The sequence below is a fragment of the Actinoplanes siamensis genome (genome assembly GCF_016862395.1).
Classification (GTDB): domain Bacteria; phylum Actinomycetota; class Actinomycetes; order Mycobacteriales; family Micromonosporaceae; genus Actinoplanes; species Actinoplanes siamensis.
The window spans coordinates 63897-88018 of sequence record NZ_BOMW01000021.1; the positions used below are offsets into that span (position 1 = coordinate 63897).

At 74.2% G+C, this 24122-nt stretch carries 20 protein-coding genes; 10 read left to right on the forward strand and 10 right to left on the reverse strand.

The window, feature by feature from the left end:
- Nucleotides 1-19: 19 nt before the first annotated feature.
- From Asi03nite_RS11530 to Asi03nite_RS11540, 3 genes are read right to left on the reverse strand one after another with little or no spacing between them, the layout of a single operon-like run.
- Entirely contained in the window at nucleotides 20-988 is a 969-nt protein-coding gene (locus Asi03nite_RS11530) for a chemotaxis protein CheB (RefSeq protein WP_239102618.1), read from the reverse strand.
- 17 nt (nucleotides 989-1005) lie between these two features.
- Nucleotides 1006-1401, reverse strand: coding sequence for a ChaB family protein (locus tag Asi03nite_RS11535; protein WP_203678843.1), 396 nt, complete (start codon nucleotides 1399-1401; stop codon nucleotides 1006-1008).
- A 27-nt stretch (nucleotides 1402-1428) separates the two neighbouring features.
- The gene (locus Asi03nite_RS11540) at nucleotides 1429-2277 is read right to left on the reverse strand and encodes a Rieske (2Fe-2S) protein (protein WP_203678845.1); all 849 of its coding nucleotides are present in this window, start codon (nucleotides 2275-2277) and stop codon (nucleotides 1429-1431) included.
- Nucleotides 2278-2424: 147 nt separating this feature from the next.
- Between Asi03nite_RS11540 and Asi03nite_RS11545 the strand changes: the two genes are divergently transcribed.
- On the forward strand, nucleotides 2425-2769 hold the full coding sequence (locus Asi03nite_RS11545; RefSeq protein ID WP_203678853.1) for an STAS domain-containing protein: 345 nt from the start codon (nucleotides 2425-2427) through the stop codon (nucleotides 2767-2769).
- Nucleotides 2770-2825: 56 nt separating this feature from the next.
- Here the strand turns inward: Asi03nite_RS11545 and Asi03nite_RS11550 are convergent, their stop codons facing one another.
- The gene (locus Asi03nite_RS11550) at nucleotides 2826-3554 is read right to left on the reverse strand and encodes an ATP-binding protein (protein ID WP_203678856.1); all 729 of its coding nucleotides are present in this window, start codon (nucleotides 3552-3554) and stop codon (nucleotides 2826-2828) included.
- Nucleotides 3555-3712: 158 nt separating this feature from the next.
- Here Asi03nite_RS11550 and Asi03nite_RS11555 point away from each other — a divergent pair, with 158 nt between their 5' ends.
- On the forward strand, nucleotides 3713-4651 hold the full coding sequence (locus tag Asi03nite_RS11555) for a TIGR03557 family F420-dependent LLM class oxidoreductase (RefSeq protein WP_203678863.1): 939 nt from the start codon (nucleotides 3713-3715) through the stop codon (nucleotides 4649-4651).
- A gap of 158 nt (nucleotides 4652-4809) precedes the next feature.
- Here the strand turns inward: Asi03nite_RS11555 and Asi03nite_RS11560 are convergent, their stop codons facing one another.
- On the reverse strand, nucleotides 4810-5544 hold the full coding sequence (locus Asi03nite_RS11560) for a hypothetical protein (protein ID WP_203678865.1): 735 nt from the start codon (nucleotides 5542-5544) through the stop codon (nucleotides 4810-4812).
- Between the two features lie 139 nt (nucleotides 5545-5683).
- On the reverse strand, nucleotides 5684-6715 hold the full coding sequence (locus Asi03nite_RS11565; protein ID WP_203678872.1) for an alpha/beta hydrolase fold domain-containing protein: 1032 nt from the start codon (nucleotides 6713-6715) through the stop codon (nucleotides 5684-5686).
- A 138-nt stretch (nucleotides 6716-6853) separates the two neighbouring features.
- On the opposite strand from Asi03nite_RS11565, the gene Asi03nite_RS11570 reads away from it, so the two are divergent.
- Nucleotides 6854-8251: a protein adenylyltransferase SelO gene (locus Asi03nite_RS11570; protein WP_203678874.1), complete on the forward strand. Its 1398-nt coding sequence runs from the start codon at nucleotides 6854-6856 to the stop codon at nucleotides 8249-8251.
- A gap of 59 nt (nucleotides 8252-8310) precedes the next feature.
- Here Asi03nite_RS11570 and Asi03nite_RS11575 read toward each other — a convergent pair whose 3' ends face one another.
- Nucleotides 8311-8829 carry a hypothetical protein gene (locus Asi03nite_RS11575; protein ID WP_203678876.1) on the reverse strand — a complete coding sequence of 173 codons (519 nt, stop codon included), beginning with the start codon at nucleotides 8827-8829 and terminating at the stop codon, nucleotides 8311-8313.
- A 411-nt stretch (nucleotides 8830-9240) separates the two neighbouring features.
- Here Asi03nite_RS11575 and Asi03nite_RS11580 point away from each other — a divergent pair, with 411 nt between their 5' ends.
- Nucleotides 9241-10395, forward strand: a complete 1155-nt coding sequence (locus tag Asi03nite_RS11580; RefSeq protein WP_203678879.1) for a glycosyltransferase — start codon at nucleotides 9241-9243, stop codon at nucleotides 10393-10395.
- Nucleotides 10392-12497, forward strand: coding sequence for an RNA polymerase recycling motor ATPase HelR (helR, locus tag Asi03nite_RS11585; protein WP_203678881.1), 2106 nt, complete (start codon nucleotides 10392-10394; stop codon nucleotides 12495-12497). The genes Asi03nite_RS11580 and helR overlap by 4 nt, the downstream gene beginning before the upstream one ends.
- A gap of 16 nt (nucleotides 12498-12513) precedes the next feature.
- Here the strand turns inward: helR and Asi03nite_RS11590 are convergent, their stop codons facing one another.
- Nucleotides 12514-13683, reverse strand: coding sequence for an MFS transporter (locus Asi03nite_RS11590; protein ID WP_203678883.1), 1170 nt, complete (start codon nucleotides 13681-13683; stop codon nucleotides 12514-12516).
- Nucleotides 13684-13743: 60 nt separating this feature from the next.
- Between Asi03nite_RS11590 and Asi03nite_RS11595 the strand changes: the two genes are divergently transcribed.
- Genes Asi03nite_RS11595 through Asi03nite_RS11615 form a run of 5 tightly spaced genes read left to right on the forward strand, consistent with a single transcriptional unit; the run spans nucleotide 13744 to nucleotide 21922 of the window.
- Nucleotides 13744-14466, forward strand: coding sequence for an AraC family transcriptional regulator (locus Asi03nite_RS11595; protein ID WP_239102619.1), 723 nt, complete (start codon nucleotides 13744-13746; stop codon nucleotides 14464-14466).
- A gap of 40 nt (nucleotides 14467-14506) precedes the next feature.
- Nucleotides 14507-15382: an ABC transporter ATP-binding protein gene (locus Asi03nite_RS11600; protein WP_203678887.1), complete on the forward strand. Its 876-nt coding sequence runs from the start codon at nucleotides 14507-14509 to the stop codon at nucleotides 15380-15382.
- A complete protein-coding gene (locus Asi03nite_RS11605) occupies nucleotides 15379-16056 on the forward strand; it encodes an ABC transporter ATP-binding protein (protein ID WP_203678889.1) in 678 nt (225 codons plus the stop codon). Before Asi03nite_RS11600 ends, Asi03nite_RS11605 begins: the two co-directional genes overlap by 4 nt.
- Nucleotides 16053-19175, forward strand: coding sequence for an FtsX-like permease family protein (locus tag Asi03nite_RS11610; RefSeq protein ID WP_203678891.1), 3123 nt, complete (start codon nucleotides 16053-16055; stop codon nucleotides 19173-19175). The genes Asi03nite_RS11605 and Asi03nite_RS11610 overlap by 4 nt, the downstream gene beginning before the upstream one ends.
- Nucleotides 19175-21922 carry an FtsX-like permease family protein gene (locus Asi03nite_RS11615; RefSeq protein WP_203678893.1) on the forward strand — a complete coding sequence of 916 codons (2748 nt, stop codon included), beginning with the start codon at nucleotides 19175-19177 and terminating at the stop codon, nucleotides 21920-21922. Before Asi03nite_RS11610 ends, Asi03nite_RS11615 begins: the two co-directional genes overlap by 1 nt.
- Here the strand turns inward: Asi03nite_RS11615 and Asi03nite_RS11620 are convergent, their stop codons facing one another.
- Both Asi03nite_RS11620 and Asi03nite_RS11625 read right to left on the reverse strand, forming a co-directional pair.
- A complete protein-coding gene (locus tag Asi03nite_RS11620) occupies nucleotides 21923-22708 on the reverse strand; it encodes an LLM class flavin-dependent oxidoreductase (RefSeq protein WP_203678895.1) in 786 nt (261 codons plus the stop codon).
- 504 nt (nucleotides 22709-23212) lie between these two features.
- The gene (locus Asi03nite_RS11625; protein ID WP_203678897.1) at nucleotides 23213-24097 is read right to left on the reverse strand and encodes an SAM-dependent methyltransferase; all 885 of its coding nucleotides are present in this window, start codon (nucleotides 24095-24097) and stop codon (nucleotides 23213-23215) included.
- Nucleotides 24098-24122: the final 25 nt, after the last annotated feature.

Consider the following 24122-nt stretch of genomic DNA (forward strand, 5'->3'; position numbering starts at 1 on the left):
GTCGCTCCTCACCGCCTGGTCACTCCTGACGGCTCGCGCTCGTCGTGGGAAGCCGGTCCAGCAGGGCGCGCACCGACGCCGCGGCGCTCTCCGCCTCCGCTGCCATCCGGTCGTAGTGGCTGCCGGACACCCGGGCCGCGGCGCTGCCCGCCATCCGTCGGCTGAGCTCGGCCTTCTCCTCCAGCGCCCGCAGCGCCTGCCACAACGCCCCCTCGGTGACCACCGCCTGCTCGTCGAGCAGGCTCTCCGGCGACCAGGCGTGACCAACCCGGCAGCGGAACCGCGGCACCGGCTCCCGCGCCAGCGTGTACAGCGAGCCCCCGCAGGAGGGACAGCCGTATCCGGCGGGTTCCGCGGCGAGCCGGTCGATGGTCGGCTCACCTGTCGCGCCGATCGCCACCTCGGCGGCCAGGACGGGGTCGTCCGCGGGCCGGCTGTCACCGACCTCAACCCGGCTCAGCTCGCCGAGCAGCTTCCCGAGCTGCGCCGCCGGGCGCACGGTCGCCGACCGGACCCGGGCCAGGGCCGCCCGGGGCATAGACGAGAACAGCGCCTCGTCCGGTTCCTGCACCAGCACCCGCCCGCCCTGCGCGGCCACCGTCTCGGCGCCGGCCGCGCCGTCGTCCCGGGAGCCGGAGAGCACCACCGCGACGACCCGGCGGCCGAGCGCCCGGGCCACCGACCGGAACAGCGGGTCCACCGCCGGGCGGTGGCCGTTCTCGGATGGTCCGTGGCTGAGCCGGAGCCGGCCGTCGATCAGCATCAGATGCCTGTCGCCCGGCGCCACGTAGATCTGGCCCGGCTGCGGCGCCTCGCCGTCCACGGCGGTCGCCGCCCGCAACGGCCCGGACCGGTCCAGGATCGCGGCCAGCGCGCTCGGGGCCTGCCGCGGCACGTGCAGCACCACCAGCACCGCCGCCGGCAGGTCCCCGGGCAGTCCGGCGACCACGGTGCGCAGCGCCTCGACCCCACCGGCCGAGGCGCCCACCGCGATCAGATCCCGGTTCAGCCGCGTGCCTTCCTGGTGCTCCGGTTGTTGGCCTTCTGGATCGCGTCCACCAGCTCGCTCTTGGTCATCTTCGAGCGGCCGCTGATGTCCAGCCGCTTCGCGATGTCCATCAAATGCGCCTTGCTGGCGTTGGCGTCGACGCCACCGGCGGTCTCGGCCCTGGTGTCGCGCCCGCCGGCCGCCTTGGCGTCGCTCGGGCCCTTCTCCGCCTTCGGCTCCCAATGGTCGCCGACCTTCTCGAACGAGTGCTTGACCGCGGAGAACGCGGTGCGGTGGGCGCGCTCGCCCTCGCCGTACTGCTCGACCGCGGAGTCGTGGGTCTTGACGTACGTCTCCTGGGCCTTCTTGGGGGATCGTTTCAGCGTGGACGGCATGTCCTCACGCGCGGGCATGACTACCTCCTGCTTCGATAGGGTTACTCACGGCTGGCGGAGCTCGACGCGGCCCTCACGGACCCGGACCGGGACCACCGGCTGGTTGTTCGCGGCCGGTCCGTGCACCACGGCGCCGTCGCTGAGCCGGAACGTGCTGCCGTGCCAGGGGCACACCACGCAGGCGTCCCAGCCCGTCCCGGTGACCTCGCCCTCGCCCAACGGGCCGGTCTCGTGACCACAGCGCTCGACCAGCGCGGACACCTTGTCGCCGATCCGGTAGAGCAGCACCGGGACGTCGCCGGCCAGGCGTACCACCGGTCGTTGTTCGGGGACCGAGGCCAGGGAGCACACCTCGGTCCAGTCCTCCGGCAGCCGGTCGACGTCCGCGGCCGCGTGATTGGTCCCGGCGCCCTGGGCGTACGCCAGGTGACCGCCCAGATAGGCGCCGAGCCCGGCCACTGTCAGCCCGGCGTACCCGAGCGCCTTGCCCCGCGTCGTGCGCCCGCGCAGCCGGGCCAGCAGCGACGCGGTGTAGAGACCGATCGCCACGGCGTTCGCGCCGGCGTGCACCAGGCCCACCCGGCGCCGGTCGCGGGTCAGCTGCGACCAGTCCGCCCAGCCGGCCGCCACGGCCGGTACCGCGGCGCCGACACCGACCGCGACCAGCGTCGTGGAAGCCGGGCGCCGGCCGGGCAGCAGGTCGAGGATGGCCGTGGAGAAGAACGCGCCGACCGGCACCTGCACCAGGACCGGGTGCAGTGGATGCCCCAGCCAGGTACCGTGCAGCAGGTCACGAAGTTTCTGCGGGCGGACCGTGGCGGTCACCGCGGACTGCAGTCGATCGCTGACGCCGTCCAGGCGGCGGGCTTCTTCCAGGCGGTTGAGGATCGGCATGGTGATCGGGTTCCCCGTCACAATCGACCGAAACGCCTAACTCGTGCGGTTGCCACCCGCCACGGTTAGGGTGACAAGTCCGCGTAGATGTCCCGGACCGGGCCGTCAGTGCGCGGGAAACTGGACGGAACTCTCGCCGGGGGAGATATGACCAGCTCGTTCGCGGTGAGCAAGCACAACGACGGCGCGGGGGTCATCCGTCTCGCCGTCCGTGGTGAGATCGACGACGGGGCGAGCGACGCGCTGGCCCAGATCATCGGCAACGCGGCGGGCCAGCCGGGTGTGCGGGTGCTGGTGATCGATCTGGAGCGGGTCCCGTTCCTGGCCGCGGCCGGCATCCGGGCGCTGCTGGAAGGCCGCGCCGTGGCTCTGCACCACGGACTCGCCTACCAGGTGGTCAACGCCCGTGGCGTGGTGCACGGCGTGCTCGCCACCACCGGCCTGCTCAGCCTGTTCCACACCACGGTCCGCCACGTCCCGGCGCACCGTTAGAGCCTGTCCCCCCGCGGACCGTGCCGGCGTCCCGGGTGATCCGCGGGACAGCTGTGCTACACCAGCGGGAGGCCGGCCCAGACCACCTTGCCGCCCTCGGCCGGGACGGCGCCCCAGCGCCGCGCGAACTGTTCCACCAGGAAGAGGCCGCGCGGGGTCCCGGGGTCCAGCGGATCTCCCGGCTGCCGCCGCGGGATCTCGTCGGACCCGTCCCGGACCGCGATCAGCAGGTATCGCCGGCCCAGCGAGAACCGCAGGTCGATCATCGTCTGCGCGTGCACCATCGCGTTCGTGACCAGCTCCCCCGCCACGATCCGGGCCGGATCCACCAGCGCCGGCTGGTTCCACCGCTCGCAGGCCTCGGCCGCGAGCCGGCGGGCGTGCGCGGCCGCCCCGCCCAGGGGCAGCAGGCTGTCGGCCAGCCAGGGCGTCTGCTCGCCGGACGGCATCCGGAGGGCGTCCTCGGTGGTCGCCAGCACCGGCGGCATCCGCCCGTACCGGCCGCTCGCGAACAGCTCGGTGAACCCGCCGCCGGCATCGCTGAGCAGCAGCGGCGTCCCGGGCCACAGGGCGGCCTGGCGGGCCACCGCGCCGAAGACCGCCAGCGCCACCCGGTCGCGCACCCGCAGGTCACCGAGCTCGGCGATGACCGCGTCGGGCCGCTCGACGAGACACTTCAGCAGGGCCGCGCGGACCTGTGGGGCGGTCGCCGTGCACAGGTCACCGCGCAGGCGCACCACGGTCCGGGTGCCGATCTGGCTGACCGTACAGCTGATGTCCGGCATTTCATCATTCTTGCTCGGTGGAGCGTCAGAGCACACATAAGATCTGACATCTGTCCGGGAGACCTGCCGGGGTATGCCCCGAACGCCTCGGAAACAGGCGCACGAGCGGTACGGCAGCGGCACGATTCTCCGGCCGTCCGGCGGGTAACCGCGACACCATGCGAATCGGATACTTCCTGTCCAGCGAGGAATACACCCCGGCCCAGCTGATCGAGCAGGCCAAGCTGGCGCAGGACGCCGGCTTCCAGGGGTTGTGGATCTCCGACCACTACCACCCGTGGAACGACGAGCAGGGTCAGAGCCCGTTCGTCTGGTCCACCATCGGCGCCCTCAGCCAAGTCGTCAGCATCCCGATCACCACCGCGGTGACCTGCCCGACCGTCCGGATCCACCCGGCCGTGGTGGCGCAGGCCGCGGCGACCAGCGCGGTCCTGCACGAGGGCCGGTTCGTGCTCGGCGTCGGCACCGGCGAGGCGCTCAACGAGCACATCACCGGGATGCGCTGGCCGGTCGCCAGCGAGCGCCTGGAGATGCTGGAGGAGGCCGTCGAGGTGATGCGCGAGCTGTGGAAGGGCGACTTCGTGAGCCGCCGCGGCAAGCACTACGAGGTGGACCAGGCGCGGATCTACACGCGGCCGGAGACACCGCCGAAGGTGTACGTCTCCGCGTTCGGCCCCAAGGCGATCGAGGTGGCCGCCCGGATCGGCGACGGATACATCTCCGTCATGCCCGACGGTGACCTGGTCAAGCGGTTCCGCGAGGCGGGCGGCGGCGACAAGCCGGTCCAGGGCGGCTTCAAGGGCTGCTGGGCGCCGACCGAGGAGCAGGGCGTGCGCACCGCGCACCGGCTGTGGGCCAACGCCGGCGTCCCCGGCGAACTGTCCCAGGTGCTCCCCTCCCCGCGCCACTTCGAGCAGGCGTCCTCGCTGGTCACCCCGGAAATGATCAAGGAGTCGATCGTCTGCGGCCCGGATCCGGCCGGCCACGCCGCCCAGCTCAAGGCCTACGAGGAAGCCGGCTTCGACGAGGTCTACGTCGCGAACATCGGCCCCGACTACGCCGAGATGATCGACCTCTACCGCCGCGAGTTCCTCTGACCGTCCCCGGCCGGCGTGCCCGGCCCCCGCGCCGCTGCCGGAAGCGGCGGCGCCGGGAGCCGGGCACCCGGCACAGCCGCGCGACGGTGACCCGCCTCGGATCGGCGAACCGCTCACCGTCGCCGGGGTGGGCCGCCGGGACTCCGGCGGCCCCGGGCTCAGCCCTGGGTGGCGGCGTAGATGATCAGCGAGATCAGGGCGACCGGGATGACCAGGCCGATCCACGTCATCGGCCGCTCCAGCAGGCGGGGGCCGGGATCCATCGGCGGGCGGCTGGGCCCGTAGGGGTTGGGCCGCGGCTCGGCGAGGTTGGCGACGCGGCCGTGGCGGGCCAGGTTCATCAGCACGGTGATCGGCGTGATGATGAACGAGGCGTAGCCGTACCAGCCCTGGACCAGCGTCTTCGAGGTCATCTGGCGGAACACGGACAGACCGCAGCTGCGGCAGAACGGGCCCTCGCTGCTGAGGAACCGCATCACCACCAGCATGCCCTGGTGCCCGCGGAACTTGGCCTGCGCGGCCGGGACCGAACCGCAGAACCGGCAGGACAACACGCCCTGCGGCGGGTATCCGGGCTGCGGCGCCGGCGGCTGCCCCGGCACGGGCTGCCCGGAGTACGGCGCCGGGATCGCACCCGGCGCCGGCGCACCCGCCTGCGCGGGGTAGGCGCCGGGCGCGGGGTGACCCGCCTGCTCCGGGTAGGCGCCGGGAGCCGGGTGTTGCCCGGGAGCCTGGTAGGCGCCGGGAGCGACGTAGGCGCCCGGGTGCTGCCCGGGAACCGGGTACGCGGCGGGCTGCCCCGGGATGGCACCCGGCGCGGGGTGGCCCCCGGGCGCGGGACGGGCGGGGTCGGGGGACACGCCACCCCAGGGAGCGGGCTGCGGCTGGGACATGCTCACCTCGTTGCACAAAAAGCTGTGAAGAACCTGCGAAGCGGCCAGGGTACTGGTTGATCAACGCGACGCGCTGCCCCGTACTCCCGGAGATCGGCAACCGAACGGCCGACCCCGGCCCGCGAGGTGAGCCGGCCCGTCAGTCGCCGAGCCAGTCGCCGATCAGCTCGATCGTGCGGACGCCGGCCTCGGTCAGTGGCTCGTTCAACGTTCCGTGCGCCGCCCCGGCCAGCAGGTGCACCGTGGTCTCGACGCCGGCCGCCCGCAGCTGCTCGGCGTACAGCTCACCGGAGCGCCGCAGGGTGTCCGACTCGCAGTTGACGATCAGCGTGCGCGGGGTGCCGACCAGGTCGCCGACCCCCGGGAAGGCGTACGGGTCGGTCACCCCGGCCGGACCCGCGTAGTGCACGCTCAGCTCCTTGATCCACTCCGGTGAGAAGTACACCGCGTCGCGGTTACCACGGATCGCCGCGAGTCCCGGCTCGTCCCAACCGGACAGCTCCGGATGCAGCCCCGGGTAGGCCAGCACCACCGAGGCCGGCGGCCGCCCTTGCCCGTCGCGCAGCCGCTTGGCCACGCCGGCGGCCAGGTTGCCGCCCGCGCTCGCCCCGCCCAGGTGCAGCTTCGCCGACGGCACCCCGATCAGATCCGGGTGGTTGACCGCGAACGCCCACCCCGCGAGCACATCGTCGGAGGCCGCCGGGAAGGTCACCCCGTGCAACGCCTTGCGGTAGTCCAGTGCCAGCACCGGAATCCCCCGGGCGGCCAGCATCAGCCCGGTCCAGTGCGACTCCGCCATCTCCAGGCCGCCCGAGACGAACGCGCCCCCGTGCACCCAGACCAGCGCCGACGACGCCGCCCGGCCGGGCACCCGGTAGAGCCGGGCCGGCACCCCCGGGATCTCCGGCGAGCTGACCTCGACGCCGGCGAGCGACGGGTACCGCGCGATGAGCTCCGCGTGGGTCGGGCCGGCGTCGGGCAGGTCACCGGCGATCTCCAGCATCCGCACGAAGTCCGGCACCGGGGGCAGCTCGCCGGCGGTGGCGCCGCTCAGCACGGCGCGCTGGACCGGGCGCGGCAGGGTGCGGAGCGCCTTCATGGCGTACCCCAGGACGGTGGCCCGGCCACGCGCCTGACGCGGCGCCGGGCCGCTGAGCTGGGTGTCAGTCATGGCTCCATTGTCCACCGGCACGCCGCCGGGCAGCGCGCCGACACACGCGACCGGTGGCCGTTCCCCTCGGCGCCGGTGTGAGATGGAACGCCCCGTGGCGCCGAGGCGGCTGGCCTCGGGCGCGGCTACCGTCGATGGGTGGACGTGACTCTGGACCATCGCTTCGCCGACGAGCTGCCCGAGTTGGCGATCCCGTGGCGGGCGGAGCAGGCCCCGGCGCCCGAGGTGCTGATCCTCGACAAGGAGCTGGCCGCCGAGCTGGGCCTGGACCCCGCCGAGCTGACCACCGGTCTGCTCACCGGCGTGGAGCCGCCGGCCGGCGCCAAGCCGGTGGCCCAGGCGTATGCCGGGCACCAGTTCGGTGGCTACTCCCCGCGCCTCGGTGACGGGCGGGCCCTGCTGCTCGGCGAGATCGGCGGCCGCGACCTGCACCTCAAGGGCTCCGGCCGGACCCCGTTCGCGCGCGGCGGCGACGGCCTGGCCGCGGTCGGCCCGATGCTGCGGGAGTTCATCGTCAGCAAGGGCATGCACGCGCTGGGCATCCCCACCACCCGGTCCCTGGCCGTGGTCGCCACCGGCCGCACGGTCCTGCGCGAGCAGCCGCAGCCCGGCGCCGTGCTGGCCCGGGTCGCGGCCAGCCACCTGCGGGTGGGCAGCTTCCAGTTCGCCCGGGCCACCGGCGACGACGGCCTGCTGCGGCGGCTCGCCGACCACGCGATCGACCGGCACTACCCCGAGCTCAAAGGCGACTACCTGGGCTTCTACGACGCGGTGGTGGCCGCGCAGGCGTCGCTGATCGCGCAGTGGATGCTGGCCGGGTTCGTGCACGGCGTGATGAACACCGACAACATGACGATCTCCGGGGAGACCATCGACTACGGGCCGTGCGCGTTCCTGGAGGCGGTCGACCCGGCGACGGTCTACAGCTCGATCGACACCGGCGGGCGGTATGCGTACGGCAATCAGCCGGCCGTCGCACAGTGGAACCTGGCCCGCCTCGGGGAGGCGCTGCTGCCGCTCTTCCACGACGACGAGGAGCGGGCGGTTCCGCTCGCGGTGACGTCGCTGGAGCGCTTCGGGCCGGCCTTCGACGCGGCGTGGACCCGTGGGATGCGATCCAAGCTGGGCCTGGCCGAGGACCCGCCGGCCGGCCTGACCACCGACCTGGCCGCGATCCTGCGAGCCGGCCGGGTGGACTACACGAGCTTCTTCCGTACGCTGGCGATCGCGGCCCGGGGCGACGCGGAGCCGGCACGTGCCCTCTTCCCGGACCCGGCTGATTTTGATCTGTGGTTGGCCCGCTGGCGCGCCCTCTCACCGGACGCGGGGACGATGGACCGGGTCAACCCGATCTACATCCCGCGCAACCACCTCGTCGAGGAGGCCCTGGCGGCGGCCGTGGCCGGCGACCTGACGCCGGTGGAGCGCCTGGTCGAGGTGATCTCCGAACCGTTCCGGGAGCGGCCGGGCCTGGCCCGGTACGCGGAGCCGGCCCCCGGCGACTTCGGCCCCTACCGCACGTTCTGCGGGACGTGACCCGGTAGCCGCACTGTCCATGATCGCGACCGGCAAACGTGCTGGCCAAAATCGAGGCGCTAGTAGTCGCACGCCTTGCCGAACCGCCGCTGCCACGGGTGGCCGTCGACGGACACCGGCACGTCCCGGCGCGCGGCGTCGCGCGGCTCCACGGTGACGGACATCCCCAGCGCGGAGAGATCGGTCCCGGCGCACGGCAACTCGACCGAGAACGACGTGTAGAGGACGCCGGCCGGCTCGATCCAGCGGTCCAGCCCGCCCATCGCGGTGAGGTGCACGCCGCCGAGGCCGCGGACCTGGAACGCGTTCGGCCCGGTGTTGACGATCGCGACGTGGCCGTAGAGCAGGACGCTGCCCTGGCCACCCGGCTCCACCCGGTCGCCGATCCAGTCGCTGGCGTCCGCGAGCACGACGAGCCCGACCTGGTTGCGGGTCCGGTGCTCCTGCCACCCGTGCACGGCCAGCCCGCCCGTGACCACCCCGGCCACCAGCGCGGCGGCGACCCACGGCCAGGCCCGCCCGCGCCGGTCCGCGACGGGTCGCTCGTCCGGCTCGCGGTCCAGGTCGATCAATGTCATACCAGGCAGTCTCGCACGAGAACTCCACAGCAGTCCGATTTGCCGGCTAATGCTCGGTGGACGTGTTCCGGCCACCGCCGGCCGGCTACCTCACCGACGAGGCCGGACACCCGCACCGGCCGCCGAGCCGATCGCCGCGCCATGGTGAACCACGGCCCGGTGGCATGCCAGCAGGATCGCGCACGCCGGCAACCCGGCGTTGCGGGGTGACCGAGGTGTTGCGGGGTGACCGAGGTGTTGCGGGGTGACCGAGGGTGCTGAACGGCGACGTCACCGCGAAGGGCGGAAGAGGGCATACCCACCTCTTCCCATCTCCAAGCTATAGCACGGAGGGGGTCTTGCGGCAAGACCCGGGTGCTCCTGCACAATCGCCCAGTCAACCGCTGTGAGCTGCGAGAATGGGGAACCAGAGTGCGTGTGGTGCTGTCGGCGTACGACTCACGGGGCGGCGTCGAGCCACTGATCGGCCTCGCGGCGCGGTTACGGGGGCTCGGGGCCGAGGTGACGGTGTGCGCCCCACCGGACGAGCTTCCGTCGCGCGGGGTGGAACTCGTCGCGGTGGGCCGGTCCCCACGCGAGATCATGCGCGGCCCGGTGACCGACACGATCCAGGAGCGGGCCGGCGCGCTGATCGCCGAGCAGTTCGCGAAGCTGCCGGCCGTGCTGGACGGTGCGGACGTTCTCGTGGCCTGCGGGATCCTGCCGTCGGTGGCGGGCGCGCGGTCGGTCGCCGAGATGCTGGACGTTCCGTACGTCCATGCGGCCTTCCAGCCGAACTCCCTGCCCTCGCCGCACCATCAGCCGATCGCCCGCCCGGGCCACCCGGTGGACCCGGCGGTCACCGACAACCGGCTGCTGTGGAAGCGGGACGCCGAGGCCGCCAACGACCTGTTCCGCGACGTGCTCAACACCGAGCGGGCCCGGCACGGCCTGGGCCCTGTCGGCGACGTACGCGACCACGGGTTCACCGACCTGCCGTGGCTGGCCACCGACTCGCTGCTCGGCCCCTGGCCGGAACCGTCGGAGCTGCAGGTCGTGCAGACCGGCACGTGGATCCTCCCGGACGAGGAGCCGCTGCCGGACGAGGTGGAGGACTTCCTCGGCGAGGGCGAGCCACCGGTGTACGTCGGGTTCGGCAGCATGCCCGCCGGCGAGCGGGCCCGGCAGGCGGTCGAGGCGGTCCGCGCCCGCGGCCACCGGGTGATCCTGTCGCGCGGCTGGGCCGGACTGGACGCCGAGGACTGCCTGGTGGCCGGCGAGACCAGCCACCCGACGCTGTTCCGGCGGGTGGCGGCGGTGGTGCACGACGGCGGCTCCGGCACCACGCACACCGCGGCCCGGGCCGGCGCGCCGCAGGTGATCGTGCCGCACTGCGGTGACCAGCCGTACTGGGCGGGCCGGGTGACCGCGCTGGGCATCGGCGCGTCCGGCGAGCCGATCGAGAGGGCGCTGGAGATCGCGCTGGCCCCGGAGACCGCCGCGCACGCGGCCGCCGTGGCCGCCGCGATGTACCCGGACGGCGCTGCCGTCGCCGCCGAGATGCTGATCGAGGAGTACCGCCGGTGAACGTCTTCGACCTGCGCGACCATGCGGCCAAGGACGATCCTGCGCTGATCGCCGCGGACGAGGAGCACTTCGCGGCGATCGCGGAGAGCCTGCGGCGCTCCATCGCGGAACTGGACGACCGGCTGGACGCCGAGCGCCGGGCGCCGGCCGGCAAGGGCCGGCAGGCGGTGGACCGCGACGACGAGGTCCGCCGGCTGACCTCCCGGCTGCGCGCGCTGCGCCGGTTCAGCCTGGACCTGTGTCTGGGACGGATGGTCCGGGCGGACGGCGAGACGGTCTACATCGGCCGGCTCGGGCTCACCGACGGTGCGGGCGGGCGGCTGCTCGTCGACTGGCGGTCGCCGGCCGCCGAGCCGTTCTTCGGCGCCACCCACGCCGACCCGGACGGCCTGGTCAGCCGCCGCCGGTACCGGTGGCTGGACGGCCGGATCATCGACTACTGGGACGAGGTGTTCACCGCGGACGGCCTGCGCGGGCACGCCGCGCTGGACGACCAGTCGGCGTTCCTGGCCAGCCTCGGCGCCAGCCGGTCGCCGCGGATGCGCGACGTGCTCGGCACCATCCAGGCCGATCAGGACGCGATCATCCGGGCCGGGTCGCGGGGCGCGCTCGTGGTGGACGGCGGGCCGGGCACCGGCAAGACCGTGGTGGCGCTGCACCGGACCGCGTATCTGCTCTACGCCGACCCGCGGCTGGGCGCCCGGCGGGGCGGGGTGCTCGTCGTCGGCCCGCACGAACCCTATCTGGCGTACGTCTCCGACGTGCTGCCCAGCCTCGGTGAGGACGACGTGCAGACGTGCACGGTGCGCGACCTGGTCGCCGAGGGCGCCGGCGCGCCGCCCGAGCCGGATCCGGAGGTGGCGCGGCTGAAGTCGTCGGCCGCGCTGGTGCGGGCCATGGAGGCGGCGGTCCGGTTCCACGAGGAGCCGCCGGCCGCGCCGATGACCGTGGAGACCGACCAGGGCGACGTGCGGGTGACCGCGCGGGACTGGGCTGCAGCGTTCGAGGCGGCCGAGGGGACGCCGCACAACGAGGCCCGCGAGGACATCTGGGAGGAGCTGCTGGAGATCACCGGTACGCCCGGCGGCCGGGAGCTGCGGACCGCGCTGCACCGGGCCTGGCCGTTGCTGGACGCCGCGGACGTGGTCGCCGATCTGTGGTCGGTTCCCGCCTACCTGCGCCGGTGCGCGCCCTGGCTGAGCATCGATGAGATCCGCAAGCTGCAGCGGGCGGACCCGCGGGCGTGGACGGTCGCCGACCTGCCGCTGCTCGACGCGGTCCGCCGGCGGCTCGGGGACGCCTCGGCCGCTGACCGGGACCGGCGGCGGAGGGCCGCGGTGGCGGCCGACCGCCGGCAGATGGACCGGGTCGTCGAGGACCTGATCGCCTCCCACGAGTACGACGACGGGGAGGGCCTGATGACCATGCTGCGGCAGCGGGACCTGCGGGAGGTGCTGGACGAGGGCGGCACGCCGCCGAGAGCCGACCCGGACCTGCTGGCCGGCCCGTTCGCGCACATCGTGGTCGACGAGGCGCAGGAGCTGACCGACGCGGAGTGGCAGATGCTGCTGCTGCGCTGCCCGTCGCGCAGTTTCACGATCGTCGGGGACCGGGCGCAGGCCCGGAACGGCTTCACCGAGTCCTGGGCCGAGCGGCTGCGCCGGATCGGCATCGACGAGATCACCGTCTCGTCGCTGACCATCAACTACCGCACGCCGGCCGAGGTGATGGCGGAGGCGGAGCCGGTCATCCGCGCCGCGCTGCCGGACGCGAACGTGCCGACCTCGATCCGTGGCGGCTCCCCGGTCCGGCACGACGCAGCGGCGGCCCTCGCCACGATCCTCGACGACTGGCTGGCGGCGAACGCCGAAGGCGTCGCCTGCGTCATCGGCCGGCCGTCGTTCCCGGAACGCGACCGGGTCCGCTCGCTCACCCCGGCCCTGGCCAAGGGCCTGGAGTTCGACCTGGTGATCGTCGTCGACCCGGATGACTTCGGCGACGGGGTCGCGGGCGCGGTGGACCGCTACGTCGCGATGACCCGCGCCACGCGGCAGTTGGCCATCCTGACCAGCCACGGACAGCAACGCCGGCCGGGTGCGTGACGCCGGCCGGTCGTCGTCACGCACCCGCGAGATCCGCGGTCCTGGGGTCCGGGGCCGTCCGGGGCTCGGTGAGCAGCAGTCCGAGCAGGAACGCCGGGATCGGCGCGAGGCAGAGCAGCGCGAACACCCCCTCGGGCCCGTGCTGCTGGGCGGTCAGGCCGAACAGCGGCGCGAACAGGCCGCCGATGCTGACGCCCAGGCCCAGCGTGACGCCGGCAGCTGTCCCCGGACGAGACGGCAGATAATCCTGTCCGAGTTTGACCAGCACGGCGAACGGCACGTTGAGGGCCGCGCCGGCCAGGCCCGCGAAGATCAGGGGCAGCGCCGGGCCGCTGGTGAAGGCCAGTCCGGCCAGCGCCGGCAAGCCCGCCGCAGCACCCCATTGGACGGTACGGACGGCCCCCGCCCGATCGGCGATCCGCCCGCCCAGCAGCGTCCCCGCCACTCCCCCGACGAGGAACACGGCCAGCGCGGCGCCCGCCGTGCCACGGCTGCCGTGCAGGTGGCGCAGCCAGTACAGCTCGATGAACGTGTTCACCCCGAAGAACGCCGCCGAGCGCACCACCTCGATGCCGGTGAGCGCCAGGAACGGCCGCCACTGGTCAGCGCCGCCCCGTACCGCCCGGACGGCCGCCGCGGACGTCCGGTGCCGCCGCAGCAGCAGGCCCGCGACGATCAGGGCGGGCGCCGCGAACAGCACCGTGGACGGCACGCCGAAGCGCACCAGCAACGGCGTGGCCAGCACCGGGGCGAGGAAGAAACCGACACTGCCGCCGGCCGCGAACACGCTCATCGCGCCGCTGCTGTCGCCCGCCGCGGCCCGCGCCGAGCGCCCGGCCGCCGGGTGGAACATCGCCACGCCCAGCCCGGAGAGCAGGATCAGCGTCCACACCGCCGGATACCAGCCACCGGCCAGTCCGGACAGCCCGAATCCGAGGCCGGCGAGGGCGACGCCGGCGGCGGCCAGCCAGTCCAGCCGGCGCCGGTCGACGAGCACGCCGATGAACGGTTGCGGGATCGAGCTGCCCAGCGCCGCCGCCAGGGTCAGCCCGGAGACCGCGACGTAGCTGTAGTGGTGGTCGAGGACGAAGTAGGGCAGCGTCGCCGGGACCAGACCCTGATACAGGTCGTCGACGGCGTGCGCGGCGGCCCACAGGCGCATCCGGCGCCAGGAGGAATCACTCATGGTGATCAGGCTGCCGAAAACGGCGGGCGCGGACTTCCGATATTCTGCCGACCTGTGTCGGTGGAACGCCAAGTACTGACCGGCCCCACGATCCGGCCGCTCGGGCACCGGGAGCGGATCGAGTGGCACGACCACGCCGTACACCAGCTGGTTCATCCCTTGCGTGGGGTGCTGCAGGTGCACACCGGACAGGGCGTCTGGGTGGTCCCGCCGAACCGCGCGGTCTGGCTGCCGGCCGGGGTGCCGCACGCGCACCAGGCGAACGGGCCGACCGAGATGCGCTCGTTGATCTTCGAGGCGGCGGCGCTCACCGAGCCGACCGTGCTGGTGGTCGGGCCACTGCTGCGCGAGGTGATCCGCACCCTCAGCGACGAGCCGGACCTGAGCGCCGATCACCGTCACCACCTGGAGCAGGTCGCCCTGCACCAGCTGCGCCGGGCCGAGGCGCTGCCGCTGCTGCTGCCCGCGCCGTCCGACCCGCGGCTGGTCCGGCTCTGCGAGCTGCTCGCGGCGGACCCGGCCGATCAGCGGCCGCTGCGCGAGCTGGGGCGGCAGGTCGGCGCGGCGGAGCGTACGCTCAGCCGGTTGTTCCGCGCGGAGACCGGTTTCACCTTCCCGCAGTGGCGGGCTCAGCTGCGCCTGCACCACGCGCTGCACCTGCTCGCCGCCGGGCGCCCGGTCACCCGGGTCGCGGTGGACTGCGGTTTCCGCAGCCCCAGCGCGTTCGTCGAGGCGTTCCGCCTGCTCTTCGGAGTAACTCCGGGGCGGTTCCCGGACCGATGAGGACCTGGTGGAAAGACACGCCCAAGATCATGGGAGGACGATGTCCGAGGCACTGATCACGTGCGAGAGCCTGGTGCGCATCTACCAGACCGGATCCATCGAGGTGCAGGCCCTGCAGGGGCTGGACCTGGTGGTGAACCGGGGTGAGATGGTCGCCGTGGTGGGCGCATCCGGCAGTGGCAAGTCCACGCTGCTGTCCATTCTGGCCGGCATCGACGCGCCGACCGCCGGCAAGGCGCACGTCGAGCGGTGGGACCTGCTGGCCATGTCGCGGGCCGACCGGGTGCGCTACCGGCGGGAGACCGTCGGCTTCGTGCGCCAGCAGACCGCCAGCAACCTGGTGCCCTACCTGACCTCACGACAGGTGATCGACCTGCCGATGACGGCGGCCCGCAAACCCGCGCGGGCACGCCGGCAACGTACCTCCGAACTGCTCGAAGCTCTCGGGGTCGCCGACTGCGCGGACCGCAGACCGGCCGAGATGTCCGGCGGCCAGCAGCAGCGGGTGGCCATCGCGGTGGCGCTGGCGAACCGGCCGCACGTGCTGTTCGCCGACGAGCCGACAGGCGAACTGGACAGCGCCACCTCCGCGGAGGTCTTCGGCGCGCTGCGCGACGTCAATCAGCGCTACGGGGTGACAGTCGTGGTGGTCACCCACGATCCCGGGGTGAGCGGGCAGGTCGAGCGGACCGTGGCCATCCGCGACGGCCGGACCAGCAGCGAGGTGCTGCGGCGCACGGCCACCAACGAGGACGGCGACACCCACGTGATCGCGGAGGAGTACGCCGTGATGGACCGCGCCGGCCGCGTCCAGATCCCCCGCGAGTACCGCGAGACCCTGCACCTGACGAACCGCGTGCGGCTGGCCCTGGAGGCCGACCACGTGCGGATCCACCCGGATCGGACCCTGCCGTGACAAAGCCGATCGTCGAGGTACGTGGGGTGCACCGCACCTTCGGCGCCGGCCCCACCGCCGTGCACGCCCTGCGGGACGTCTCCTTCGACGTCGAGCCGGGCACCATGGTCGCGCTGGTCGGCCGCTCCGGCTCGGGCAAGACCACGCTGCTCAACGTGATCGGCGGGCTGGACCGCGCCGACCGGGGCTCGCTGTCGGTCGACGGCACCGACATCACCCGGCTCGACGAGGACGGACTGTCCCGGCTGCGGCGGGAGAAGGTGGCGTACGTCTTCCAGACCTTCGGCCTGATCCCGGTGCTGTCCGCCGCGGAGAACGTCGGCGCCCCGCTGCGCCTGGCCCGCACCCCGGCCGCCGACCGGGAGAAACGCGTCGAGCTGCTGCTCGACCTGGTCGGACTCGCCGCCCACGCCGAGCAGCGCCCGGCCGAGCTCTCCGGCGGCCAGCAGCAGCGCGTCGCGATCGCCCGCGCGCTGGCCGCCTCGCCCCGGCTGCTGATCGCCGACGAGCCGACCGGCCAGCTCGACGCGGAGACCGGCCGCTCGGTGATGGCGCTGCTGCGCGGCGTGGTCGAGTCCGAGGGCGTCACCGCGCTGGTCTCCACCCACGACCCGGTGATGATGGCCCTCGCGGACCGGGTGATCCGGATCAGCGACGGGCGGCTGCACGAGTGATCGCCCTGCTCGCGCGGCGGACCCTGGCCCAGTGGCCGGTGCTGGCCGCGCTGCTCGCCGTGGTCACGCTCGGCGCCACGCTGCTCGGGGTGTGCGCGCTGCTGGTGACCCGGACCGCGCCGGTCGCGCTCGGCGTCGCCGCCCAGCAGGCCGACCCGCGGCGGATGTCGGTCACCGCGTACACGTCGACCATCAAGGGCGCCGACACGGCGGCCGTCACCGACGCCACCCGCACGGTGCTGACCTCGGCACTCGCCCCGTTCCCGGCCACCGGCGCGGTCCGGGCGTCGTCGGTGATGCGCGATCTGCCCGGCCGCGACGACGAGGCGAAGACCTACCTCTCCGGCGTCGAGGACCTGCCGGACCGGGCCGCCCTGGTCACCGGGCGCTGGCCGCGCGCCGGCGCCACCCCGCGGCGTGCCGAGGCGGTCCTGCTGGAGCCGACCGCGAAACTGCTCGGCCTGACCGTGGGCAGCCGGGTACGCCTGGCGGCCGACACGGACGCCGAGGCGCCCGCGCCGGCCGTCGAGCTCACCGTGGTCGGCGTGGCCCGGCCGCTTCCCGGCGTCGGCTGGGACCGCGATCTGCTGGAGGGCGCCGGGTACGCCCCGGACCACAACGACGGCACCACGACGCGCGACTTCCCGGCGTACGGGCCGTTCCTGGTCGACCTGGTCGACCTGATCGGTGGCGGCTCGTCGCTGCTGCGGATGGAGATCACCGTCCGTCCCGACCTGACCGGGGCCACCCCGGACACCCTGGACACCGCCGCCGACCAGGTGCTCGACGCGGACTCCCGGCTCACCGGCACGCTCGGCGACCGGGCCAGGTTCACCCGGGTCGCGTCCGACCTGCCGTACACCCTGATCTCGGCCCGGCACCAGCAGGACGTCACGCAGGCCGCGGTGCTCGCCGTGGCGGTGCTCGGGATCGTGCTGACCGCCGCCGCGCTGGCCCTGGCCGGCCGGCTCACCGCCGGGCTGCGCGCCGCGGAGACCGCGCTGCTGTCCGCGGTCGGCACCAGCCGGGTGCAGTTGGCCGTCACTGCGGCCCTGGAGGCCGGGCTGATCGCGCTGGCCGCCGCGGCGGTGGCGATACCCGGGTCGTCGCTGCTGCACGCCGCGCTGAGCCACCTGCCGCCGATGTCCGGCGCCGGGCTCGCCACCGCGCCCGGCGTGACCGGCGCCCAGATCCTGGCGATCGTCGCCGGCTCGTTCGGGCTCGCGCTCGTGCTCGTCCTGCTGGCCGTCCGCACCGAGCGGCCGGGCGGCCGCCGCGAGTTCCTCGCCCGCTCCGGCGCCGACCTGCTCCTGGTGGCCTTCGCCGCGGTGGGCTGGTGGCAGCTGCACGCCGGCCGCACCGAGGCGGACTTCCTGCAGGTGCTCGCGCCCGGCCTGCTGCTCGCCGCGGGCGCCGCGCTGGCGCTGCGCCTGGTGCCGCCGGCGCTGCGGCTGGCCGACCGGCTGGCCCGCCGATCCGAGAGCCTGCCGCTGCCGCTGGCCGCGTTCGAGGCGGCCCGCCGCCCGCAGGCCGCCGCCGCCGGGCTGCTGATCTGCCTGGCCGCCGCCACCGGCACGTTCGGGGCGGCGCTCGCGGCCACCTGGGACCGGTCCCAGCACGACCAGGCCGACCTGGCCGTCGGCACCGACCTGGCGCTCCGGCTGACCACACCGCCGGTCGCCGGCCAGGGCGCGGCGATCACCGAGGCCACCGGCGCGGCCGCGATCAGCCCGGTCACCGACCGTGGCGTGGCCATCGGGCAGTGGCTCGGCGCGGCCGGCGACACGCCGCACCTGATCGCGCTCGACACCACCCGGGCCGGCGCGCTGCTGCGCGGGCGCCTGCCGGACGGCGCCGACTGGGCGTCGGCGACCCGCGGGCTGGCCCCGGCGGCCCCGGCCGGCGGCATCCCGGTCGCCGCCGGCGCCACCCTCACCGTGCGCGGCACGGCGACCGGCACCGTCCCGGTCACCGTGGCCCCCCGACTGCTCCTGCAGGACGCCGCCGGGCTGCGCACGGTCTGCGCCGGGGCCCCGGTGCCGCTGGACGGCAAGCGGCGCCCGCTCGCCGGGTGCGCGCCGGCCGCCGGGATGCGGCTGGTCGCGGTCGCGCTGCCGTTCGACTACGACTCCGGCCTCCTGTGGCAGGTCTCGCAGAGCCGGTTCACCGTGACACTCGGCCTGCCCGGCCCGGCCGGCGACGTGACCGGCTGGCACAGCGCCCCGGCCCAGGCCGCCGCCGGTCAGCTGGCCGGCACGGCGATGACCGGATCCCGCGCCGGGCTGACGATGACCGGGACGGTGCAACTGGGCGGCGGCTCCCCCACCGAGATGACGCTGGTCGGTTCCTCCTTCGAGGCGCCCGCGGCGGTGCCGGTGCTGGTGTCCGAGAAACTGGCCGACGGGCTGCAGGTGAGAACCGGGGCCGCGCTCGACCTGACGGTCGGGACCACCGCCGTTCCGGTGCGGGTCGCCGGTGTCGTGCCGGCCGTGCCCGGCGCGCCCGGCGCCGCCGCGGTCCTCGCCGACCTCGACTCGCTGTCACGGGTGCTCACCTCGCGCGGTGACCTGTCCTATCCGGCCGACGCCTGGTGGGCCGGCTCGCCGGCGCGCACCGACCTGGCCGCGCTGCACCTGGGCGCCGCCACCACCCGCGCCGGGGAGACCGCGCGGCTGACCGCCGGGCCGCTCAACGCCGGGCTGCCGGCCGTGCTGCGGCTGCTCGTGCCGGCCGCCGTGCTGCTCCTGCTCGCCGGCGTGATCCTGCACGTCACACACGACCTGCGGGACCGGGCGGTGGAGGTGGCCCGGCTGCGCGGCCTCGGCATGACCGGCCGGGAGATCCGGACCACCCTGCTCGGCCAGCACGCCGCCATCCTGCTGCCGCTGCTGCTCGCCGGGACGCTCGTCGGCGGGTCCGGGACGGTGATCGTGGCGCCGCTGCTGATCCGTTCGGAGACCGGCGCCACGCCGGTCCCGCCGGTGCTGCCGGCCTGGCCCTGGACGACAGAACTGCTGCTGATCGCGCTGCTCGTGGCCGGATGCACGCTGGCGGCCGGCACGGTCGCCACCGTGCAGGCCCGCCGTGCCGGCGCGGCCCTACTCCGGGTGGTGTCCTGATGCGACCCGCACTCCACTGGCCCAGCATCCGGGGCCGCGCCCGGGCCGACGCCGGGCCGCTGCTGCTGTCGGCCGTGGTGGTCGCGGTGGTCACGTTCCTGGCCGGCGCGGTGCCGGTGGCGCTGGGCGACACCGCCGACGAGGCCGTGCAGGCGGCGGTCCGGCAGGCCGGCAGCGACGCCGACGTGCAGGTGCAGGCACGGTGGGAGTACGACGACGGGTCCGGCGGCGGGCGGGTCCGCACCGCGCGCTCCGCCGAGGCGCTCGACGACCTGCGGGACCGGTCGCTGGACGAGCTCGGGCCGCTGGGCGAGGTGCTGCTGCCGCCGGTCGAGCTGGTGGACAGCCCGTACCTCAAAATCGTCAACGGCGCCGAGCCGCGCAGCTTCCGCATCGACTACGTCGCCGGCGGATCCGGCCCGGCTGTCACCTGGGTCTCCGGCGCCGCCCCGCAGCCGTCCGTGGCCCGACTCGACGTCGAGGCGCCGTTCAACGGTCCGCCATGGCCGGTGCAGGTCGGCGTCTCCGAGGCCACCGCGGCGAGGCTGGGGGTCAAGGCGGGCGATCGGCTCCAGGTCGAGGACGACAATCGCAACCCCAAGGATGTACGGGTGAGCGGCGTCTTCCGCCCCACCGACCCGGGCGACCCGGCATGGCAGGCCGCCCCGTGGCTGCTGAACCCGGTCCACGGCCGGGACGGCGCGGGCATCACCCGGTTCGGCGGCATGGTCTCGAAGGACTCGCTGCCCGACTTCCGCCTCGCCTTCGAGCCGGACCAGACGAACCGGATCGTCCGCTTCAGCCCGGACCCGGCACTGCTCACCCTGGACTCGGCGCAACGGATCGTGTCCGCCGTGGTCCGGCTCAAGGCGACGTCCGCCTCGTCCGGCGACCGGTCCACCGAATCCCAATGGTGGACGCAGCTCGACACCGTCCTCAGCGACGTGCAGGACCAGATCGACGCCGCCACCGCGCAGGCGGCGGTGCTACTCATCGCGGTCACCACGGTGGCCGTCCTGATCCTGCTGCTGGCCGCCGAACTGCTGGCCGCCCGCCGCTCACCGGCCCTGACCGTGGCCCGCCAGCGCGGCGCCGCGCTCCCCTCGCTCGGCCTGGAGCTGCTGATCGAGTCCGCCCTGGTCGCGGCCCTCGCGGCCGGTGCCGGCGCGCTGCTGTCGGCGCTGTTCACCGGTGCTGTCGCCGCCGCCTGGACGCTGCCGGTGGTGCTGGCCGGTCTGCTCGCCGGCCCGGCGTTCGGCGTGGTCAGGGCGTTCCGGGCGACCCGGGACCGCCGCGTCCCGGCCAACCGGGGCGCCCGGCTGGTGGCCCGGCGCACCGCCGCGCTGCGCCGGCTCACCCTGGAACTCGCGGTGCTCGCCGCCGCGGCGACCGCGCTGACCCTGCTGAACCGGCACGGCGTGCTGCCGTCCGCGGGCGGAACCGTGCTCCTGCCGGCCGCCGCCCCGGCCCTGGCCGTGCTGACCGGCGCGGCGCTCCTGCTCCGGCTGCTACCCCTGATCACCGGGCTGGCGCTGCGGCAGGCGCTGCGCTCGTCCCGCCCGCTCGCGGTGTTCGGGGCGGCCCGCGCGGCGTCCGCCTCGGCCCGCCCGCTGCCTGTGCTCACCCTGGTCGGCGCGGCCGCGCTGGCGTCGTTCGCGCTGGCCGTGACGAGCACCGTCGACCGGGGCCTGACCGACGGCGCGTGGCGCACGGTCGGCGCGGACGCCCGGCTGCGGGTGGCGTCCGACTCGGTGGTCACGGTGCCCGAGACGGCGCAGCGGATCGCCGCCACGCCCGGGGTCCGGCACGCCGTCGCCGCCCAGGTCGTCGACGTCGCGCCGCTGGTCGTGGCGGACGCGGAACGGCCGGCCCGGCTGGTGATCGTGGACAGCGCCGCCTATCGTGCGTTACTCGCGGAAACCCCGCTGCCCGCGCTGCCGTCCCTGCCCGCCGCGCTGTCTCTGCCCACCGCGTCCAGCCCCGCCGCGCCGAACCAGCCCACCGCGTCGGGCCCGGCCGTGCCGGCGCTGGTCCGCTACGCCGGTGGGCACGTCCGGACCGGTGATCACCTGAAGCTGCCGCGACAGGCGGCGCCGGCGCTGGACCTCGTCGCGACCGGGATCGCCCCCGCGGTCGACAGCTCCGAGGATCTCGTCGTGGTCGACGCGGCGACGATGACCGCCGCCGGGTACCAGGTCGTCCCGGACACCATCTGGGTCACCGGACCGGGCGCCGGGCAGGCCGCCGCCGCACACTCCGGGGAAGGCCTGGTCGACCTGCGCGCCGAGGTGGAAGCATCCCGGCGCGACGCCCCACTGGTCACCGGCCTGATCCGGCTGGCCTGGGCGTCGGCGGCGATGCTGCTCGCGCTCGGCCTGCTGGGCTTCGCCCTGAGCGCGTCGGCCGGCGCACCGGAACGCTGGCAGACGCTGAGCCGGTTGCGCACGCTGGGCCTGCGCACCAGCGAGGCACGCCGGGTCGCCGCCGGGGAACTGCTCCCGCTCGCCCTGCTGGCCGCCGCCGGAGGCCCGTTGCTGGGCCTGCTGCTGATCCACCTCACGGTAGGCCCGCTGTCGCTGCGGCTGCTGACGGCCCAGCCGGAGGCGCCGCCCCTGGTGCTGCCGTGGGCCGCGCTCACCGTGCTGTTCCTCGCCTTCCCGGCGATGGTGGCGGCGGTGGTCCCGCTGGAGTCCGCCCTTCGGCGCCGCCGCCGGTTGGCCGAGGTCCTCCGGGTAGGCGGCGCCTGATCAGGTACGTGGTCCGCGGCGGATCATGGCACGTAGCGTGTTGATCCAGTCGCCGTCGGGGCTGATGCCCTCCACCAGCCAGGTGGCGCCGGCGGACGCGTACTCGTCGGCAGGGATGCCGTCCGGGTGGAGCGCGACCACGTCCCACACTGATGGGCGTTCCATGCCGTCGAGGTAGGCGAAGAGCTTGTCGGGGGTCAGCGTCCCGGTGCGGGAGAGCGGAACGAACCCGTCCCACCGGGCGGCACGCTCCAGCGGGCGGCGGTGCGGGCTCTCGCCCGCTACCCAAATCGGCGGGCGGGGCTGCCGCACCGGGCGCGGGAGCATTTCGGCGCGCACGGTGAAGTGCTCCCCGTCGTGATCCACCGGCCCGCGCAGGAGCCCGTCGAGAACCATCAGACCCTCGTCGAGCACGGCCGCGCGGTGGCGCGCCTCTCCCCGCTCCCCGAACGCCTCGAACTCGGCGTCCGCCGGCGCGCCCAGTCCCACCCCGAGCACGGCACGGCCGCCACTGAGATGGTCGAGGGTGGTGAGCTCCTTCGCGACCTTCCACGGCCGCCGCCGGGCCAGCGGGGTGACCATGGTGCCCAGGAGCACGCGTTCGGTACCGGTGGCGGCGGCGCCGAGCAGCACCCAGGGGTCGTGCACGTCGAGTCGCCGCTCGGGCTCCCAGGTCACGTGATCCCAGAAGAAGACCCCGTCCCAGCCCGCCTGCTCCGCGTCGACGGCGAGCCCGACCAGCGTCGCCGGTGGCGCGAACGGGGGGAGGTTGATGGCGAACCGCATGTTGCCTTTTCCTTCCGCCGGGCCTGCACTCATGGGTACGTCATTACGCTAGCCGAGTCCGCTGTGGAGGGTCGCTCGCGGGCTATGGCCGAGCACGAAGACCGGGCCGCCACCGTCCGGATCCGCATTCCGGCCCCGGCTGCCCGGGGGACGAGTCCAGGCGCCGCCCGGATCACACGATCAGTACCCGCCGCCGTACGCCCGCGAAGCAATGGTGTAGTTCGATGTGACACCGTGGCGTGCGCCTATCGCCTCGCCACGGCGGCATCCTCGCCCCGCGAGCGACGGGCGCGCAGCGTCAGCGCGACGATTGTGGTCAGCGCGGCGAGCATGACCAGCGAGGCCGTGCCACAGACGACCGCGAACGCCGGACCGGGGCCACACGTAGAGCTCGCCGGCCCGCCACGGGGAGCGGGCCGGTCCCCCGGCGCCGCCGGTCGCGTTCGGCCTGTCACACATCGGCCGCCGTTGCTGCGGCTCTTCGACGCGGCGAGCCGGGCCAGCTCAGACCTCGGTGTTGGCGCGGACCACGCGTGCCACGAGTCCGTTACAGGCGACATCCTCGATCGCTGGCCGGGGTTGAGACGCCTCGTCGGCCCACCACTGCGCGACCGACTGCACACCGGGCTCGACCAGGCGCAGGTCGGGGCGGTCGAACAAGGTGCGGAACTCGGTGCCGGAGCGTTGCCGGAACTGCGCCTCCATGACTTTGGTAAGCGCTGCCGCCTGCTCAGCGGGCATGTGCTCGAACGTGCCGTGTGAGGCGACCACGATGCTGTCCGCTGGCAGCGCATCGATGAGGGCATCGATGGTGGCTCGGGGATTGTCGTCGTCACGGATGAAGTGCAGGACCGCTACCAGCAGCAGTCCGACCGGCTGTGACAGGTCCAGCGTCGCCGCGAGTTCGCGGTCGTTCAGGATCTGACCCGGCTGGCGCAGATCACCCTCGATGTAGGAGGTTTTGCCCTGCGGGGTGCTGGTCAGCAGTGCGCGAGCGTGTACCAGCACGAGCGGGTCGTTGTCGACGTATACGATCCGCGCCGCCGGGGCGATCCGCTGGGCGATCTCGTGAGTGTTCGGCGAGGTGGGAATACCCGTACCGATGTCGAGGAACTGCCGGATGCCGTTGCCGGCCATGAACCGTACGGCCCGGTGCAGGAAAGCGCGATTTTCCAGAGCGGTGAGCCGGGCCGTGGGCACGACGCGCTCGATCTGCCTCGCCGACTCGCGGTCCGCCTCGAAGTTGTCCTTGCCGCCCAGCAGGTAGTCGTAGCGGCGGGCGGGATGCGCGACAGATGTATCGATTCTGGGCGAGGCGTGATCAGCCACTGGTGTGTCTCCCTTTGCGCGCTCGACGGATCGGACTCGTATCGTAGTCTTGTACTCCATTGTGGAAAGCGTCCCGGGTGTCCCG

What these genes read in the sequence shown, in the direction of transcription:
- Asi03nite_RS11535 (WP_203678843.1), bottom strand. Translation starts at nt 1,401, where the DNA reads ATGCCCGCGCGTGAGGACATGCCGTCCACGCTGAAACGATCCCCCAAG.
- Asi03nite_RS11540 (WP_203678845.1), bottom strand. Translation starts at nt 2,277, where the DNA reads ATGCCGATCCTCAACCGCCTGGAAGAAGCCCGCCGCCTGGACGGCGTC.
- Asi03nite_RS11545 (WP_203678853.1), top strand. Translation starts at nt 2,425, where the DNA reads ATGACCAGCTCGTTCGCGGTGAGCAAGCACAACGACGGCGCGGGGGTC.
- Asi03nite_RS11550 (WP_203678856.1), bottom strand. Translation starts at nt 3,554, where the DNA reads ATGCCGGACATCAGCTGTACGGTCAGCCAGATCGGCACCCGGACCGTG.
- Asi03nite_RS11555 (WP_203678863.1), top strand. Translation starts at nt 3,713, where the DNA reads ATGCGAATCGGATACTTCCTGTCCAGCGAGGAATACACCCCGGCCCAG.
- Asi03nite_RS11560 (WP_203678865.1), bottom strand. Translation starts at nt 5,544, where the DNA reads ATGTCCCAGCCGCAGCCCGCTCCCTGGGGTGGCGTGTCCCCCGACCCC.
- Asi03nite_RS11565 (WP_203678872.1), bottom strand. Translation starts at nt 6,715, where the DNA reads ATGACTGACACCCAGCTCAGCGGCCCGGCGCCGCGTCAGGCGCGTGGC.
- Asi03nite_RS11575 (WP_203678876.1), bottom strand. Translation starts at nt 8,829, where the DNA reads ATGACATTGATCGACCTGGACCGCGAGCCGGACGAGCGACCCGTCGCG.
- Asi03nite_RS11590 (WP_203678883.1), bottom strand. Translation starts at nt 13,683, where the DNA reads ATGAGTGATTCCTCCTGGCGCCGGATGCGCCTGTGGGCCGCCGCGCAC.
- Asi03nite_RS11600 (WP_203678887.1), top strand. Translation starts at nt 14,507, where the DNA reads ATGTCCGAGGCACTGATCACGTGCGAGAGCCTGGTGCGCATCTACCAG.
- Asi03nite_RS11615 (WP_203678893.1), top strand. Translation starts at nt 19,175, where the DNA reads ATGCGACCCGCACTCCACTGGCCCAGCATCCGGGGCCGCGCCCGGGCC.
- Asi03nite_RS11620 (WP_203678895.1), bottom strand. Translation starts at nt 22,708, where the DNA reads ATGCGGTTCGCCATCAACCTCCCCCCGTTCGCGCCACCGGCGACGCTG.
- Asi03nite_RS11625 (WP_203678897.1), bottom strand. Translation starts at nt 24,097, where the DNA reads ATGGAGTACAAGACTACGATACGAGTCCGATCCGTCGAGCGCGCAAAG.